The 18384-nt window shown below is 38.8% G+C and carries 15 protein-coding genes and 1 pseudogene; 9 read left to right on the forward strand and 7 right to left on the reverse strand.

Features of this window, described 5'->3' with window-relative positions; all coding sequences use genetic code 11:
• Positions 1–17: 17 nt before the first annotated feature.
• Positions 18–824 (reverse strand): glycogen/starch synthase, encoded by an 807-nt coding sequence (locus NU09_RS05975; RefSeq protein ID WP_129750366.1) that lies wholly within the window; start codon positions 822–824, stop codon positions 18–20.
• Positions 825–933: 109 nt separating this feature from the next.
• Between NU09_RS05975 and panC the strand changes: the two genes are divergently transcribed.
• The 8 genes from panC to NU09_RS06015 all read left to right on the forward strand — a co-directional run bounded on the left by panC (position 934) and on the right by NU09_RS06015 (position 10767).
• The gene (panC, locus tag NU09_RS05980) at positions 934–1779 is read left to right on the forward strand and encodes a pantoate--beta-alanine ligase (RefSeq protein ID WP_129750367.1); all 846 of its coding nucleotides are present in this window, start codon (positions 934–936) and stop codon (positions 1777–1779) included.
• Positions 1780–1792: 13 nt separating this feature from the next.
• Positions 1793–2143: an aspartate 1-decarboxylase gene (panD, locus tag NU09_RS05985; protein ID WP_129750368.1), complete on the forward strand. Its 351-nt coding sequence runs from the start codon at positions 1793–1795 to the stop codon at positions 2141–2143.
• Between the two features lie 49 nt (positions 2144–2192).
• Complete coding sequence (locus tag NU09_RS05990) at positions 2193–3107, forward strand: lysylphosphatidylglycerol synthase transmembrane domain-containing protein (RefSeq protein WP_242501834.1); 915 nt, start codon at positions 2193–2195, stop codon at positions 3105–3107.
• Positions 3108–3146: 39 nt separating this feature from the next.
• Complete coding sequence (locus NU09_RS05995; RefSeq protein ID WP_129750370.1) at positions 3147–4283, forward strand: alpha/beta hydrolase; 1137 nt, start codon at positions 3147–3149, stop codon at positions 4281–4283.
• A 3-nt stretch (positions 4284–4286) separates the two neighbouring features.
• The gene (gene radA / locus NU09_RS06000; RefSeq protein ID WP_129750371.1) at positions 4287–5648 is read left to right on the forward strand and encodes a DNA repair protein RadA; all 1362 of its coding nucleotides are present in this window, start codon (positions 4287–4289) and stop codon (positions 5646–5648) included.
• 10 nt (positions 5649–5658) lie between these two features.
• On the forward strand, positions 5659–7650 hold the full coding sequence (locus NU09_RS06005) for a transglycosylase domain-containing protein (RefSeq protein ID WP_129750372.1): 1992 nt from the start codon (positions 5659–5661) through the stop codon (positions 7648–7650).
• A gap of 68 nt (positions 7651–7718) precedes the next feature.
• Complete coding sequence (locus NU09_RS06010; RefSeq protein WP_129750373.1) at positions 7719–9326, forward strand: DUF4139 domain-containing protein; 1608 nt, start codon at positions 7719–7721, stop codon at positions 9324–9326.
• Positions 9327–9396: 70 nt separating this feature from the next.
• Positions 9397–10767, forward strand: a complete 1371-nt coding sequence (locus NU09_RS06015) for a PQQ-dependent sugar dehydrogenase (protein WP_129750374.1) — start codon at positions 9397–9399, stop codon at positions 10765–10767.
• A 42-nt stretch (positions 10768–10809) separates the two neighbouring features.
• Here NU09_RS06015 and NU09_RS06020 read toward each other — a convergent pair whose 3' ends face one another.
• Both NU09_RS06020 and NU09_RS06025 read right to left on the reverse strand, forming a co-directional pair.
• Entirely contained in the window at positions 10810–11769 is a 960-nt protein-coding gene (locus NU09_RS06020) for an OmpA family protein (RefSeq protein WP_129750375.1), read from the reverse strand.
• A gap of 33 nt (positions 11770–11802) precedes the next feature.
• Complete coding sequence (locus tag NU09_RS06025; RefSeq protein ID WP_129750376.1) at positions 11803–12564, reverse strand: exodeoxyribonuclease III; 762 nt, start codon at positions 12562–12564, stop codon at positions 11803–11805.
• Positions 12565–12757: 193 nt separating this feature from the next.
• On the opposite strand from NU09_RS06025, the gene NU09_RS06030 reads away from it, so the two are divergent.
• Complete coding sequence (locus NU09_RS06030; RefSeq protein ID WP_129750377.1) at positions 12758–14569, forward strand: GNAT family N-acyltransferase; 1812 nt, start codon at positions 12758–12760, stop codon at positions 14567–14569.
• A 34-nt stretch (positions 14570–14603) separates the two neighbouring features.
• On the opposite strand, the gene NU09_RS06035 is transcribed toward NU09_RS06030, so the two are convergent.
• The 4 genes and pseudogenes from NU09_RS06035 to NU09_RS06050 all read right to left on the reverse strand — a co-directional run bounded on the left by NU09_RS06035 (position 14604) and on the right by NU09_RS06050 (position 18328).
• Complete coding sequence (locus tag NU09_RS06035; RefSeq protein WP_129750378.1) at positions 14604–14993, reverse strand: DUF805 domain-containing protein; 390 nt, start codon at positions 14991–14993, stop codon at positions 14604–14606.
• Positions 14994–15478: 485 nt separating this feature from the next.
• A pseudogene (locus NU09_RS06040) lies at positions 15479–16438 on the reverse strand (2-hydroxyacid dehydrogenase); the annotation flags it as partial.
• Between the two features lie 45 nt (positions 16439–16483).
• Entirely contained in the window at positions 16484–17833 is a 1350-nt protein-coding gene (locus NU09_RS06045; RefSeq protein WP_129750379.1) for an ammonium transporter, read from the reverse strand.
• A gap of 75 nt (positions 17834–17908) precedes the next feature.
• Complete coding sequence (locus NU09_RS06050; RefSeq protein ID WP_129750380.1) at positions 17909–18328, reverse strand: very short patch repair endonuclease; 420 nt, start codon at positions 18326–18328, stop codon at positions 17909–17911.
• Between the last annotated feature and the right edge of the window lie 56 nt (positions 18329–18384).

The following is an 18384-nucleotide window of genomic DNA, read 5'->3' on the forward strand; positions in this document are numbered from 1 at the left end:
TTTTTTAAAAAGGTTTTCTATAAAACCTGATTTTTATAGAAATTAGTATACGCTTCTGCAAATTTATCTTTTTCTACATACGGAAGGAACGGTTTTCCGGACGCCTCAATAAATTTAACCATTTCATCAGAAACGTTTTCAGAAGCAACAATCACAGCATCAGAATGTGCTATGGCTACTTTAAGTATATTTTCATAATTAGGCTCTGCAAGAGATGCTATATCACTTTCAGGAATATCGTCAAAAGCCACTTTTTTAATCATTTCCATATCAAGAGTGCCATCAAAAGACTGGCCATAAACCGAAGTAACTATTTTAGTATCGGCAAAAAGGGCTTCGTCTTTATAGAAGTGCTTCATGTATACAGGAAGCATCGCTGCCATCCAGCCATGTACATGTATAATATCCGGAACCCAATTAAGCTTCTTAACGGTTTCAACCACTCCTTTTGCAAAGAAAATAGACCTTTCGTCGTTATCCGGATAAAGTGTTCCGTCTTCATCAGCAAAGGTTGCCTTTCTTTTAAAATACTCATCGTTATCTATAAAATAAACCTGAATCCTTTCTTTTGGTATAGAAGCCACCTTTATAATAAGTGGCATATCCATATCATTTACCACAAGATTCATTCCTGATAAGCGGATTACTTCATGTAACTGGTGCCTTCTTTCGTTTATGTTACCATAACGAGGCATGAAAATCCTGATTTGTCCGCCCTGGTCATTTATCATTTTTGGCACATCATACGACATTAAAGAAACTTCATTCTCAGCCAAATAAGGTACTACTTCAGATGATACATATAATATCCTCTTATCCTCCATTGTAAATATTAATTTTTAGAATTGGGTATAAAAAACACGCAAAATTAAACAATTTTATGCATTTTATCACTAAAATATTAATTTTGCTTCCAATTTTAATTACAATTTGATGCTCATTTTCAACAACAAAACCGACATAAAAGCACTGTTGGCAAAGCATAAGGAAACTAACAGTACCATAGGTTTTGTACCCACAATGGGAGCCCTTCACAAAGGTCATCTTTCATTATTGGAAGAATCTGTAAAAAATAACGACTTTACTGTTATCAGTATTTTTGTTAATCCTACCCAGTTTAACAATGCAGAAGATCTTGAAAAATATCCGCGTACACTGGAAGCCGATGTTGCTAAGATTAAAACGGTAAATGATAACATAATAGTGTTTGCCCCAACCGTTAAAGAGATGTATGATAACGAGGTAACCTCTGCTCATTTTTCTTTTGACGGACTGGAAAACCAAATGGAAGGCCAACACAGGCCAGGCCATTTTGACGGGGTAGGCACCATTGTAAAAAAACTATTTGAAATTGTAGAGCCTGACAACGCTTACTTTGGCGAAAAGGATTTTCAGCAATTGCAGATAGTTAAGAAAATGGTACAAAAAAATGCCATGCCCGTTAATGTTATAGGGTGCCCCATTTTAAGGGAAGCTAGCGGGCTGGCTATGAGTTCACGTAACGAACGCCTTAGCGACGACGATAAAAATAAAGCTGCCTTAATTTACAAAACCTTAACCGAGGCAAGGCAATTATTTGAAAAACATACCGTTGACTACGTTACCGAATATGTAAAAAGCATTTTTAAAGCACATCCGGAGTTTGATTTGGAGTATTTTGAGATAGCGGACGAAGCTACCCTTATACCCACAAACATTAAGGAAAATAAAAAATATCGTGCCTTTATAGCTGTTTTTTTAAGTAATATTCGCCTGATAGACAATATTTCATTAAATTGATTACCTTTGCGCCATGCAAATTCAAGTTGTAAAATCCAAGATTCACCGTGTTACGGTGACGGGAGCCGATTTAAATTACATAGGCAGCATAACCGTTGATGAAGCATTAATGGAAGCTGCTAATATTATTGAAGGAGAAAAAGTTTCTATCGTTAATATAAACAATGGCGAAAGACTGGAAACTTATGTGATTAAAGGAAACAGGAACAGTGGGGAAATTACCCTTAACGGTCCTGCTGCAAGAAAAGTACAAAGAGGTGATATCATTATTATCATATCCTATGGTATAATGGATTTTGAGGAAGCAAAATCATTTAAGCCATCTATTGTTTTCCCTAATGAGAAAGACAATTCATTAACCTAAGGTTTTGAATAAAAAAATAAGCAGAATATTAAGTATACTACTCCCACTCATGTTGGGAGTTTTTTTAATTATATACATATACAGGCAGTTCACCCCTGAGCAACTGGAAGAGGTTAGCAACAGCTTTAAAACTGCCAATTACCTATATGTATATATCTCCTTATTTTTTGGACTTACCGGTTTTTGGGCAAGGGCCTACCGTTGGAAATATACCTTAGCACATATAGGCTATACAGCTCCTTTTTCAGTAAAATTTGGAGCCGTGAGCATTACCTATTTAATGAATATGTTTATTCCACGAAGCGGTGAAGTAAGCCGCGCACTGGTATTAAAAAGATATGCCGATGTGCCTTTTGATAAAGGCTTTGGAACTATTATCGCAGAAAGAATAATAGACCTGATATTGTTGGTAATCGTGTTAGGATTAACCGTGTTATTACAGTTTGACATGGTTAAGGAGTACCTGGTAGATGTGCCTTTTAAAAAACTTATCCTTTACGGCTCTGTAGCCGGCATACTTTTTTTAGGATCTATCCTTTTCTTTATCTACTCAAAGCTTAACTGGGTTAAAAAACTTAAAATAAAAATATCAGGACTTGTAGAAGGCGCACTTAGTGTTTTTAAAATGCCTAACAAATGGCCTTTTCTGTTATTGTCTTTATATATATGGTTCTCTTATGTACTAATGTTTTACATAACCATATATGCACTACCTGAGACTGCAGGTCTTAGCTTTGGGTCTGTAATTACCACATTTGTAGTGGGTAGCCTTGCAATTACTTTTACGAATGGAGGCATCATGTGGTTTCCTGTAATGGTAGCAAAAACCCTTACTGCTTATGGTGTTCCTTTTACTGCAGGAACAGCTTTTGGCTGGATAGTTTGGGGTTCTCAGACAGGCTTGATTTTTTTATTGAGCGGGCTTTCATTTTTATTGTTGCCTTTACTTCAAAAAAGCAAATAATCGCTATCTTTCGCCTTCAACTAAAAACCAACTAAAGCAATGAAAAAAATTACCTTACTGTTGCTTGTTTTTGCATTTTGTAAAGTCGCTGCACAAAAAACAACTACAGAAGAAATTACCTCTGAAATCCTAAAAGAAAACAGGCTTGTTACTATAAAATTACCTCCGTCGTACGAGCGAAACAAGGATAAAAAATACCCGCTGCTTGTATTGCTTGACGGCGATTACCTTTTTGACCCTTTTGCCGGTGTAATATCCTATACTTCTTACTGGGACGACCTTCCTGAAGTATTGATTGTAGGTATTAGCCAAACAGAAAGAGACATGGACTGTGAATCGGACCCTGAAGCAGGATTGCCCTTTGAAAAAGGTGAAAAGTTCTTTGATTTTATAGGACAGGAAGTAATCCCTATGATAGAAAAAAAGTACAGGGTATCTCCGTTCAAGATCATTGCAGGACACGATGTAACAGCAGGTTTTGCTAACTTCTTCCTATACAAGGATAATCCTTTGTTTAACGCTTACATCATTTTAAGCCCTGAACTGCCTACCGATATGGAAACCCGTATTCCTGCAAGATTCAGTGCTATAGATAAACCTATCTTTTATTATCTGGCTACTGCCGATGGCGATGTGGGCCGTTTAAAAAACAAGATCAAAGTATTAAACGACAATATAAAAGCTGTAGCTAATACTACTTTCCGTTATCAGTTTGATGAGTTTATGGGAGAGTCGCACTACTCTTTGGTGCCAAATGCAATACCAAGCGCACTGTACCACATCTTCTCTTCCTATCAGCCTATAACCTCTGCCGAGTTCCAGAAACTGGCCGATCAACCATCAGGTTATGTACAGTACCTGAAGGACAAATATGAAATGATAGAAAGGGATTTAGGCGTAAAAATGACCGTTCGCCTTAACGATTTCAAGGCAATTGAGGCTGCTATTTTTAAAAATAGTGCTTTTGAGGAACTTAGGGATCTTGCAGAAGTAGCTAAGAAAAACTATCCGAAAACTATTTTAGGCGAATATTATGAAGCCCTATTTTATGAAAAGACAGGTAACATAAAAAAAGCCGTAAAAATTTACACCAATAGTTATAACTTTGAGGAAGTAGGAGGTATAACTAAAGATTTTATGCTTGAAAAGGCTGAGATTTTAAAAAGTGAGATGTAATATATGGCTAAAGTAAAAACAGCTTTTTTTTGTCAGAACTGTGGTACCCAATATGCCAAATGGCAGGGACAGTGCAATTCATGTAAAGAATGGAATACCATAGTTGAAGAACTGATACAAAAGGAAGAAAAACAATCCTGGAGACCTTCTTCGCCTGAAACAAAAAGAGCTCCTAAGCCATTACGAATAAAAGAAATAGATTCCTCTCAGGAAATTCGCCTTAACACAGGCGACGGAGAGCTAAACCGGGTATTGGGCGGTGGCCTTGTACCCGGTTCACTTACTCTCTTAGGAGGTGAACCCGGTATAGGTAAAAGTACATTGCTATTACAAATATCATTAAGGCTACCCTACCGCACACTTTACGTATCGGGCGAGGAAAGCCAGAAACAGATAAAAATGCGTGCCGAAAGGATAGAGCATTCTTTAGACAACTGTTTTATACTTACCGAAACAAAAACACAAAACATCTTTAAACAGATTGAGGCCATAGAGCCTGAGGTTGTTATTATAGACTCCATACAAACACTGCATTCTGATCTTATAGAATCATCGGCAGGGAGTATATCACAGATTAGGGAAACCACTGCCGAGCTTATAAAGTTTGCGAAGGAAACCAATGTTCCGGTAATACTGATAGGCCATATTACAAAAGACGGCAGCATAGCCGGGCCAAAAATACTGGAGCACATGGTAGACACTGTACTACAGTTTGAAGGAGACCGTAACCATGTATACCGCATCCTTCGTTCTTTAAAGAACCGTTTTGGTTCAACAGCCGAACTGGGTATTTATGAAATGCAGGGAACAGGACTTCGCGAAGTGGCAAACCCATCAGAAATATTAATATCCCATAAAGAGGAAGAACTTAGCGGTACTGCCATAGCCACCACTATGGAAGGTATGCGTCCGCTTATGGTAGAAATACAGGCCCTGGTAAGTTCCGCAGTATACGGTACGCCACAAAGAAGCACTACAGGCTATAATGCCAAAAGGTTGAACATGATACTAGCTGTATTGGAAAAAAGGGCAGGTTTCAGGCTTGCAGCCAAAGATGTTTTCCTTAATATAACCGGGGGTATTAATGTAGATGATCCCGCCATAGACCTAGCGGTAGTAGCCGCCATCCTTTCTTCTAACGAAGATATTCCTGTAGGAAAAGACTTTTGTTTTGCAGGAGAAATTGGTTTATCAGGCGAAATTCGTCCGGTTAACCGGGTGGAACAACGCATACAGGAGGCCGAAAAACTAGGATTTTCGACTATTTTTGTATCTAAATACAATAAGATCTCACTAAAAAACACCCTTATAGAAATTAAGCTGGTTTCTAAGATAGAAGATGTTGCCGGCCATTTGTTTGGGTAAACAAATTACTATGCGTAGAATAAATACGAAAAAAGCAGCCTTACTTTTCCTAAAAATTGCTGCAGCAATAATGCTCTTATTAGTTATTGGCTTTTTTGCTTTTCGCAATACCGTGCTTAATAAAGCCATTGCTCGTGCTAAGGCTAAAATGGAAACCGAGTACAACAGTACTTTTACTATAGGCAATGCTTCTTTTAAAGGCTTATCTGGCATAGAGATAAATAACATTACACTTAAGCCCCACAAAGGCGATACCCTTTTAAATATAGAGACCGTAAAAACCAGTATCAATCTTTCAAGACTGTTTACGGGAGATATTCAGTTGGGTACGCTGCAAATGAAAAACGGCTATATTCAGCTGGTAAAAAATGAACAGGGCAAAAATTTTGATACCTTTTTACACCGCAAAAAAAACAGTGCTGTACAGGAAAAAACCGAAGGTCCTGATTATGCACGAAGGACATATAAGCTTCTGCAAAGGGCACTTAACCTGGTTCCTACCGATATGCAACTGGAGAACCTTACCCTTAAAATGGACGACAACGGCCGAAAGGTAAACATGAACCTGAAAAAGCTTAAACTGGCAGATGAACAACTAGAATCTTATATTGCGGTAAAGTCTGACAGCCTTACACAAAACTGGGAAGTAAAAGGATTTGCCGACCCAAGGGACAGACAGGCCGACCTGAAATTTTACAATTCGGGTAAAGGGAGGATTATAGTACCTTATCTTGATGAGCGTTTTGGGTTAAAATCAGGGTTTGATTCCATTAGGGTTAATGTAGAAAACATAGACCTTAGCGGAGACGAGTTCAGGATGGACGGTTTTGCATCTATTGGTAACTTTATGGTAAACCACCCTAAAATTGCAACAAAAGATGTAGTGATAAACAGCGCCCGTTTTGATTACCATTTTCTTTTCGGTCCTGATTTTATAGAACTGGACAGTACCTCAACCGTAGAACTTAACAAAATAAAAGTTAAGCCCTTTGCACGATACAGCATTGAAAAAGATACCATTTATCAGTTTAAGGCAGGCATCCCTAAAATGCTGGCTCAGGATTTTATAAACTCATTACCAAACGGGCTATTTACACATTTTGAAGGCATGGAAGCCGAAGGAAGCTTTAGCTATAACCTCGACTTTATGTACAATAAGAACAAGCCGGATGATATTGTTTTTGACAGCAGTATTAAGAAAGAGGGTTTCCGTATCAAAAAATATGGCGAGGCCAATCTTGCCAAACTTAATACATCATTTGTATACAGGGCTGTAGACAATGGCATCCAGCAACGACCTATTCTTGTAGGGCCGGACAACCCTAATTACACCCCCTATGAACTTATCCCTGCCTATTTAAAAAATGCGGTATTAACCAGCGAAGACCCATCGTTTTTCCATCATAGAGGTTTTATCAACGAGGCATTCAAGCAAAGTATCGTTAAGAACATAAAAACCAAAAAGTTTGCCCGTGGTGCCAGCACCATAAGCATGCAGCTTGTAAAGAACGTTTTCCTTACCCGCGAAAAGACCCTGTCAAGAAAACTGGAGGAAATACTGTTGGTATACATACTGGAAAACAACCGTATTACCAGTAAGGAAAGGATGTTTGAGGTATACCTCAACATTATAGAATGGGGACCTAATGTGTATGGTATAGGCGAAGCAGCGCAATATTACTTCCAGAAACAACCTATAGGATTAACCCTTGATGAGTCTGTTTACCTTGCCAGTATAGTACCACGCCCTAAAAAATTCATGTGGCGCTTTAACAATGAAGGCTACCTGAAAGAGTTTGCCGTAACCCATGACAATTACATTAAAAAACTCATGGTTAACAGGGGCATCATAACTCCGGCAGACACCACAGGCCAAAGCGGACAGATAAACGTTACAGGACCTGCAAGGGAAAGACTTAACCTTAAAGAAGGTACAGCTATGGATATAGACACTATCGAAACAGAAAGCTTTTTAAATAAATTGTTTAAAGGTTTTAAATAATTTATACGCTCTTCCCAACCTTTTTACGTTATTAGTACTCTATACTAATAAACATTAAACAAGTTGTTATGAGAGCTCTTTTTTGCCTTTTACTTTTTGTGTGCATACAGGCGCAGGCACAAAAACCCATATTTGTATATGCTGAAGCCGAGTCGGCAACAGTATACTTTAACGGTGTCGAACTAACCCATAAGGCCAATGCAAAACTGCCTGCGGGAACCAGCGAAATTGTAATTAAGAATGTGGCCGACTACCTTAACGAAAGTACAGTTCAGATAGGCGCACCCTCTACCCTTACTGTACTCTCGGTACAGTTTACAAGGGATTACATATCAGAATATGAACCGGATGAGACTTCCCCTGCCGTTAAGCAGGTGCGTGACAGTATTGCATTACTTAAAAAAGAACTGGACAAAACTACCAATGCACGGGTTTCGGAAGTTAAAACACTGGAACTATTGGATAAGAACAATCAGGTATACGGACAGGACTCGGGCCTTAGTGTTACTGAACTTATGAAAATGGTGGATTACTACAAAGCCAAAAGAACCGAAACCGCAAATACCATAAACACCCTTACCGAAAAAGAACGCAAGCTAAACGAAGCCATAGCCAGATTAAACACAAAATTGGAAGTGAATACCAACAAGGCCGAAAAAACCTCATCGGGCAAACTGGTGCTTCAGGTAATGAACGAAACAGCCGGTAATGTCCCTCTATCCATAAGCTACCTTTCCCCTCTTGCCTCATGGGTTCCTTTTTATGATTTAAGGGCAGATAATATCTCTGAGCCTATCAATATGCTATACAAAGGACAGATAACACAAAAAACAGGTCTTGACTGGAAAAAGATAAAACTTACCTTATCTAGCGGACAGCCTAATCAAAACAACGAGGCTCCTATACTAAGTGCATGGTTTTTGAGGTTCGGCAATAATGGGTATCAATATGAAAATGCATATTATAAACAGAATACACTTAACTCTTCTGTAGTTGCTGCTCCGACAGGAGATATTGTAATAAAAGAAAAATCTACTATTGACAAATATGTAGAGATAAATGAAAACCAGCTTGCAGTATCTTTTGATATTGATGTACCTTATGATATTTTAAGCAACGGTAAAAAACACAGTGTAACCCTTAAGGAAATAAAACTGCCTGCCTCATACAGGCATTATTCTGTACCTAAACTCGAAAAAGAAACCTTCCTTTTGGCAGAAATTGAAGACTACTCCAAATACAACCTGCTAAGCGGGGAAGCCAATATAATATTTGAGGGCATGTATGCGGGGAAAACCTACATAGATCCTAACAGCACTAACGACACCCTTAGGTTAAGCATGGGCCGCGATAAAAAAGTATCTGTAAAAAGAGAAAAGGTAGTGGATAAATCAGGATCTAAATTCCTTTCCTCTTATAAGGAACAAACCTTTACTTACGATCTTACCGTAAAAAACAATAAGAAAGAAACCATAGCTTTAATGCTTAAGGATCAGTACCCAATTAGTACTGACAAGGAAATCGAAATTGAGTTACTGGAAAGTGACCATGCAAAAATCAATAAGGAAACAGGAGTTTTAACCTGGGAACTTAACTTAAAACCCGGAGAGAGTAAGAAACTTCGTATAAGCTATAAAGTAAGGTATCCAAAGGACAAAGTGATTTCTAATCTATAAGATTTTGTTAATCAGTAAATTGTATTGGTTATTATTCTTAACTTTAGAGCATAACCAATACAATTATGCTATGAAAACACTACTTACTTATCTGATGTTTTTATTTGGTACGGCTGTTTTTGCACAGCCCATGCCACAGTTAGAACAGATTGCTACGGGGTTTGATTCACCTGTAGTGATAACCAATGCCGGTGATGACCGTATTTTTATCGTAGAACAGGGCGGACTAATCAAATTTATAGAAGACGGGAATACTAATCCTGTTACCTTTCTTGATATAAGCGGGCTTATTTCAAGTGGAGGAGAACGAGGCCTACTTGGACTGGTGTTTCATCCTGACTATGCCACAAACGGTTACTTTTATGTAAACTATACCAATACCAGTGGCTCAACAGTTATTTCACGCTTTAATGTTAGTAATAATAATGAAAATGCTGCCGATCCGGATAGTGAAATTATTATGTTGACTGTTTCTCAGCCTTTCTCCAATCACAATGGCGGTTGCCTGCAGTTTGGACCTGACGGTTACCTATACATTGCCATGGGCGACGGAGGTAGCGGAGGCGACCCAAATAACTATGCTCAAACGCTAACCAGTTACTTGGGAAAACTGCTCCGTATTGATGTTTTAGATGATGGCACTTATGCAATACCCAATGACAACCCATATGCAGGAACTGCAAACGTTGAAGAGATTTGGGCGTACGGATTAAGGAATCCATGGAAATTTTCTTTTGATTCGGCTACAGGAGATTTGTGGATTGCTGATGTGGGGCAGAATAACATTGAGGAAATCAATAAGGTAGATGGTACACTTCCCGGACTAAACTACGGATGGCGCTGTTATGAAGGTGATACCGAATATGACATGAGCCAATGTGGGGGAATTACCGGAACCACTATGCCCTATGCACAATATACTCACAGTGAAACGGGTGGTTGCTCTGTAACAGGAGGATATGTTTACAGAGGGGCTATGTATCCGGGAATGCAGGGCTTGTACTTTTTTACCGACTTTTGCTCTAATGTAGTAAGTTCTATTAACACTGAAGGAGTAATGGCAGAGGTTGAAACTGTAAACGGTAGCAATTTCACCACTTTTGGTGAAGATGCCGATGGTGAACTATACATTACAGGTATGAGTGGAAGCATCTATAAAATAACAGATGCTAATTTAGGCCTTGACGACTATAGCAGTACTGCCTTTAGTATTTACCCTAATCCGGCAACGGACTATCTTACTATAGAAAGCAACACGCTTTCATCAGGATTTGCTCAGGCATATGTTTATGATATGGGCGGAAAACAGCTTATTAGCAAACAGCTTGAAAACAATACAGTTAACACTCTTGATATAGCAGGCTTATCATCAGGCTTGTATGTGTTAGCCCTTACCGATGAAAACGGTTATAAGCACAATTACAAATTGTCTGTAAAATAAAAAAAGGCCCTTTACAGGGCCTTCTCTTTTATAAATACCTACTTATATCTCGTTAAGCATTTTAGAAATCTCATCCAGTTTAGGAGTAAGTATAATCTCTATCCTTCTGTTTTTAGATTTTCCTTCTGCCGTATCGTTATCTGCTATAGGAGCAAATTCACCTCTACCCGCTGCAGTAAGGTTTTTAGGGTCTACACCTTTATTCTCACGAATAATATTTACAATGGCAGTAGCACGCTTTGTAGAAAGATCCCAGTTACTTTCAATCTGACCGGAACCGTTGTAAGGAACATTATCGGTATGTCCTTCTATAAGCACGGCAATATCAGAATTGTCTGCCAATACCTTAGCTACCTCGCTTACAGCTCTTTTACCTTCAGTTCCTACTGTCCAGCTACCGGAATTGAATAAAAGCTTGTTTTCCATAGAAACATAAACCTTCCCGTTTTTGTGTTCTATAGTTAAACCTTTGCCTTCAAACCCGTTAAGTGCTCTTGAAAGTGTTTCTTTAAGCCTTTGCAGGCCTTCCTGCTGTGCGGCAATCATACCTTCAAGCTCATCTACGCGCTGAGATCTGTCCTGTAACTCTTCCTTAAGTTTGTTAAGCCTCTCCTGCTCTGCCGCCAGTGCTTTTTCCTTAGCTTCAAGTTGTGCAAGCAGCTCCCTGTTTTTCTTCATGTTGCTGTCCAGCGCTTCACTACTGTTTTTTTCCAGCGCACTGTATGAAGCCTTAAGATTATCAAGGTTGTTTTTAGTGGCAGTGTAATCTGCAGAAAGCTTATCTCTTTCCTGTTTAAGCTTATCCAGTTGCGACTGCAGGTCTTTAGACTGTAAATCCAACTGATTCTTTTCCTGTTCAAGCGTACTGTTCTCATCGGCCAGTGCTCGGTTTTCCTTTTTAAGGTCGGCATATTTGGTTTCAAGATCGGTATATACCTTCTTAGAAACGCAGGATGTCATTAAAGCTAATGCTAAAAATCCAACGGAAATTCTCTTTACCATGTTTGTGTAATCTATGTTTAGTAATTAATCAGGTTATTCAAATTCAACCAAAACAGGACAATGGTCACTGTGTTTTGCTTCCGGCAATATCACTGCCCTTGTAAGCCTGTCCTTCATCGCTTCGGTAGCCAGTGCATAATCAATACGCCATCCCTTATTATTGTTACGGGCATTTGCCCTGTAGCTCCACCAGCTGTAATGGTGCGGGTCTTTATTAAAATGACGGAAAGTATCTATAAATCCGTTTTTAATAAAGGCATCCAGCCAGGCCCTTTCTTCCGGAAGAAACCCTGAAACTTTTGCATTGCGGATAGGATCGTGAATATCTATAGCTTCATGACATATATTATAGTCACCACAAATAATAAGGTTTGGTATCTCCTTCTTAAGGTTATCTACATAATCATGAAAATCGCGCATGTACTGGAATTTGTGCTCCAGCCTGTCGATATTAGTACCGGACGGAAGGTAAAGACTCATTACAGAGAAGGTATCAAAATCCAGTCTTATGTTTCGCCCTTCAAAATCCATATAATCAATTCCTGTACCATATACAACATTGTTTGGTTTATGTTTAGAGAATATGGCTACACCGCTATATCCCTTTTTTTGGGCTGAAAACCAATAATGGTAAGGGTATCCGGCAGCCTCAATTTGCTGTACTTCTACCTGATCGTGTGTTGCTTTTATCTCCTGAAGGCAAATAATATCGGGGTTGGCCTGTGTTAGCCATTCCATAAATCCTTTAGTAAATGCCGCTCGTATACCGTTTACATTATATGATATAATCCTCATTTTCCTTTTTTTATTGCCTCAAAAGTAACCAAAAAAGGAATAATATAATAATAAGGCATCTCTCACATTATAAACAACTTATTATCAGTATCCTATAAAAAAAATGATAGTTAAAAGACCTAAAAATGTTAATCGCACCCCCCGTTTGTTAAGAATTGTTATCTTTGTTTCTTGCCGAAACACTATAATGTAGATGAGCTTAGTTACCCCTAAAGAAGTTGCGAAAGCAATTAAGACTGATAAATATGGTTTTTTAGGAACTTTTTCTGGCTGGTTGCTGATGAAAGTTTTAAAAATATCTACCTTAAACAAAATATACGACAGGAACAAGCATCTTAGCGATATTGAATTCCTAAACTCTGTATTGGATGAATTTCAGATCAAATTTGAAATCCCTGAAGAAGACTTAAAACGCATTCCTAAAGAAGGTCCTTATATAACGGTATCTAACCACCCCCTGGGAGGTATAGATGGCATACTGCTTTTAAAACTTATGGTTGAAAAAGACCCTAACTTTAAAATCATTGCCAATTTTTTACTACACCGTATAGAGCCGCTAAAACCTTATGTAATGCCGGTAAATCCGTTTGAAACACATAAGGATGCCAAATCGAGCGTAGCAGGAATTAAAGATGCATTAAGGCATTTAAGCGAAAATAAACCGTTAGGGATTTTCCCTGCCGGTGAGGTTTCTACCTATAAAGACGGGAGGCTTTTAGTAGACAGGCCATGGGAAGAAGGAGCCATAAAGCTTATAAAGAAGGCAAAGGTTCCGGTAGTACCCATTTATTTTCACGCAAAAAACAGCACATTGTTCTATTGGCTTTCTAAAATGAGCGATACCCTGCGTACCGCCAAACTGCCAAGCGAATTGCTTACACAAAAAGACCGCGTTATTAAGGTAAGAATAGGCAAACCTATTTCGGTTGCCGAACAAAACGAGTATGAAACTGTAGAAGCCTACTCAGAGTTCCTTAGAAGAAAAACTTATATGCTTGCCAACCCTTTTGAAAAAGGAACCAAACTTATAGACACTTCCAATCTTAACCTAAAGATACCGAGAAGCCCTAAGGAAATTGCGGCACCTTCTAACCTTAACCAGATACTCTCTGAAATAAAACAACTTCGTAAAGGCGATTACAGGCTGCTGCAAAGTAAAAATTATGAAGTATTCTTTGTATCGGCAGATAAGATTCCTAATGTACTGCACGAAATAGGAAGACTAAGGGAAATTACCTTTAGGGAAGTAGGCGAAGGTACTAATGAGTCGCTGGATTTAGACAAATACGACAAGTATTACCACCATATGTTCCTTTGGGACGAAGAGGCAAAATGTATTGCCGGTGCATACCGAATGGGACTAGGAACCGAAATCTACACCAAATATGGCATAGATGGTTTTTACCTGCATGATCTTTTCCGTTTTGAACCGGAACTGTATGATATGATGTCTAAATCCATTGAAATGGGAAGGGCATTTATCATAAAAAGCTATCAGCAAAAACCAATGCCGCTATTCCTTTTATGGAAAGGTATTGTACACACTACATTGCGCTATCCTGAACATAAATACCTTATAGGAGGTGTAAGCATAAGTAATCAGTTCTCTGAATTTTCTAAGTCCCTGATGATTGAGTTTATGAAGTCGCATTATTATGACCCATACATTGCTCAGTACATACACCCTAAAAAGGAATACAAGGTAAAACTTAAGGATGCAGATAAAGACTTTGTATTTAATGAAACGGAATCTGACCTTAATAAGTTTGACAAGATTATTGAAGAAGTAGAGCCGGGGAACCTGCGTTTACCAGTACTTATCAAAAAATATATTAAGCAAAACGCAAAGGTTGTTGCCTTTAATGTAGATCCTTTGTTTAATAACGCGATTGACGGACTAATGTACATAAGGATTGCTGATCTTCCTGAAAGTACCGTAAAACCGGTAATGGAAGAGTTTCAGGCAGAACTGGAGCGCAAGCTTGCCGAAAAAGACGAACATTAATAAAAAAGCCTTCTTTTCAGAAGGCTTTTTTTAATTATGCTTGTTGTTGACCTATTTCATTCATTTCGTTATAAGGATTTTTTGGATCTTCACCATATTGGTTATCTCCACGGTCACCTTCAGTAGCAAGTAATACTAACAGCCAAATACCTCCAATGAAAGGAATAAAGCCTACTAAAATAAACCACCCACTCTTGTTTATATCATGGAGCCTTCTTACTGCTACAGCAAGTCCCGGTACAATAACTCCAAGAGCATATATTGCATAAACAAACGTGAAAATGGAAGAAACCATCGTTAGAATAGCCAGAGTAAGTATAATAAGAATATTCATTAATGTGTAATACCAGTACTCACTTCTCCTGGCTCTTCCTTCAAAATTTGCATAGTTATCCTTAACTACTTTTAAATACCATTGAATCATAATAATTTGTTGTTATTGGTTTAAGTGCCGAATTTAGCAATTATTATGATATTTCTGCAACAAAAAATATTTTGTTATAAAAATGCCTTATCTACGGGTTCCCATAATTCTATCTTATTACCTTCCACGTCCAATATCCAGGCAAACTTACCATAATCATAAGCTTCCGGTTCGCCTACAAGCGTTACACCTTCTTCTTTCAGCTTAATTATAAGGCTGTCTAAATCGTGAACCCTGAAATTTTGCATAAACTGTTTTTGCGAAGGCTCAAAGTATTTGGTGTCGGCAGCAAAAGGAGACCATTGCGTACAGGCATCATTCCCCTCTTTGTCTTTCCACCAAAATGTCCATCCGTAATTATCGGTAGCCAGTCCCAAATGTTTTTTATACCAGTCTTTAAGCGCATCCGGATTTTCACTCTTAAAGAAAACCCCGCCTATTCCGGTAACGCGCTTCTCCTCTTCATTTGAATCGGCACTACCAAAATACACTGCCTTAATCTTATCCACTATTACCTGAGCCAGTTTCTCGTGGCTTTCAAAAGTCCATCCGGCAATGTGAGGCGATAGTAACACATTTTCAGCATCCAACAGATATTGAAATGCTTCGGGTATTGCATCATCGGTAAACAAATGCTCAAAAGAAGATTTTTCATATTCCAGTACATCCAGTGCAGCTCCCAATATTTTACCACTCTTTAAAGCTTGGGCCAAATCCTGAGTCACTACACTTTTTCCGCGGGCCGTATTAACCAGCCAAAACGGTTTGGCAAATGCATTTATAAAATCGGCATTAACCATTTTATTGGTTTCGGGAGTCCAGGGAGTGTGTAAGCTAAGTACATCTGCTTTTTGTTGCAGTTCTTCGAGTGAAACCTGTTTGGCATTCGCATCGCCTACCATTGGTTTTATATCATAACATAGTACCTCAACATCAAAACCGCAAAGCTTTTTGGCAAACGATTTACCCATATTACCGTAACCTATAATACCTATGGTTTTTCCGTCAAGCTCATGCCCTCGGTTCCCTTCCCTTATCCATTTACCCGAACGTATTTCCCTGTCGGCACGGTTAAGGTTATTAAACAATGACAATAGCATCCCCAAAGCCTGCTCCCCTACTGCATTGCGGTTCCCTTCGGGTGCAGCAATAAGATGAACACCTTTAGATTCGGCATAATCACAATCAATACTTTCCAGTCCGGCACCCACACGGGCAATGAACTGAAGCTTTGTCGCCTTATCCAGAAAAGTTTTATCGATATCAAAACGGCTACGGATTACAATACCATTATATTCGTGGATTTTAGCCTCCACTTCCTCTTTAGTCGATTTGTAATCGGCATGGTTTTCAAATCCCGCCTGTCCCAGCTGTTCCCACAAAATAGGGTTATTACTGTCTATATGAAGTATCTTAACGTCCTTTGGGTTCGTTTCTATAATCATGTCACTTGTATTAGTGACACAAAGTTACCAAAGTTTACCACATAATTAAGAAAGCGTTTCGTTATGCTGTGAAAGGTCAAGCCCAAGCTGTTCTGATTCCTCCGAAACACGAAGTGGGATAAACAGGTTGGTAAACCTGTACAACACCATAGCACCAAAGAAAGAGAAAACCGCCACAAGCACTAAAGCGATCATGTGGTGGGTAAATACTCCCCAGCCACCATGCAGCAGACTAGCGTTTTCACCTTCTGCAAAAATAGCCGTAAGTATCATACCCATAATACCACCCACACCGTGGCAGGCAAATACATCCAGGGTATCGTCTATTTTTTTAAGCTGTTTCCAGTGTACCATTACATTAGAAACTATTGAAGCAGCAAAGCCAAAGAATATACTTTTTGGAATGGATACAAACCCGGCAGCAGGTGTAATGGCCACAAGACCAACAACCGCACCAATGCAGCAACCTAAAGCGGAAACCTTTCTACCGTTAAGCCTGTCGAAAAAGGCCCAGGTAAGCATAGCCGAAGCCGACGCAATGGTAGTAGTGGCAAATGCCATAGCCGCAGTATGGTTTGCCGCCAGTGCCGACCCGGCATTAAAACCAAACCACCCAAACCAAAGCATACCGGTACCCAACAATACAAAAGGTATGTTAGTAGGAATGTATTCCACATTTTTACGTTTGCCCAATACCAATACCCCGGCAATAGCCGCAAAACCGGCACTCATGTGCACTACAGTACCCCCGGCAAAATCTTTAACGCCAAAGTAAGCACCAAGCAGTCCGTTAGGATGCCACACCATGTGGCAAAGCGGAGTGTAGATACATAAACAGAACAAACAGATAAACAACAGGAATGATATAAAACGAATGCGCTCTGCCAGAGAACCTGTTATTATGGCGGGCGTGATGACTGCAAATTTCATCTGGAAGAGCGCAAATAATATAAATGGTATTGTTGAAGCCATTTGGGCATGCGGATGTTCGTCCACTAAATCGAAAAAGGCAAAATCGGTTGGATTACCTATTATACCATATTTCAATCCGTCTATGGTTATGCCTATAGATTCGCCAAAAGAAAGGCTGAAACCTACAGCTACCCATAAAAGGCTTATTACCCCAAGGCAGATAAAACTTTTAAGCATGGTAGAGATAACATTCTTTTTACCTACCATCCCCCCGTAGAAAAATGCAAGTCCGGGAGTCATTAGCAATACCAGGCACGAAGCTGTAAGCAACCAGGCCACATCGGCAGGTACTATAGTACTGGTACTATTAAATTGTGAAGAGGTTTCGGTGGGAGAGGCATGCTCCCAAAATAGTCCGGTTATGGCAACCGCAGCGGTTATTAAAAAGGCGACAATCCAGCGTTTTTCTAATTTTTTTTCCATACACCCCTATAAATTATAGGGTCAAATATATAAAAATATAGTTTCAAAAGAAATATACCCCTTTAAAATTAATGTTCATGGTTTGTTTTTGTCAATTTCATTTTTAATCACTTTCACAACCTCATCAAGGTTTTTCTTCACTTTCTTACTCCAAAAACGGAGTACTGTCCAACCCTGTGATATAAGATATTCGTTGACTTCCTTATCGCGTTCTATGTTTCTTTCGATTTTTTTATGCCAGAATTCCTGATTTGTTTGAATCTTATGCTTTTTATTCTCCCAATCATAACCATGAAAAAATTCCCCATCTACAAATATTGCTATCTTATGCTTTGCAAAGGTTAAATCTGGAGTCCCAAAAACTTTCCTATTATTCTTCCTGTATCTATACCCAAGATGCCATAAGGTTTTACAAAGTAGAACCTCTTCTTTGGTATCCTTACCACGAATTGCCGACATTATCTTACTCCTCTGTTCTTTTGTAAACTTATCCATTACAGCAGTTTATACTATAAAACTAAAAGATAAAAAAGAAGGAGTATCTTAATAAA

It is taken from the genome of Flavobacterium beibuense, from assembly GCF_004151245.1.
Lineage (GTDB): Bacteria > Bacteroidota > Bacteroidia > Flavobacteriales > Flavobacteriaceae > Flavobacterium > Flavobacterium beibuense_A.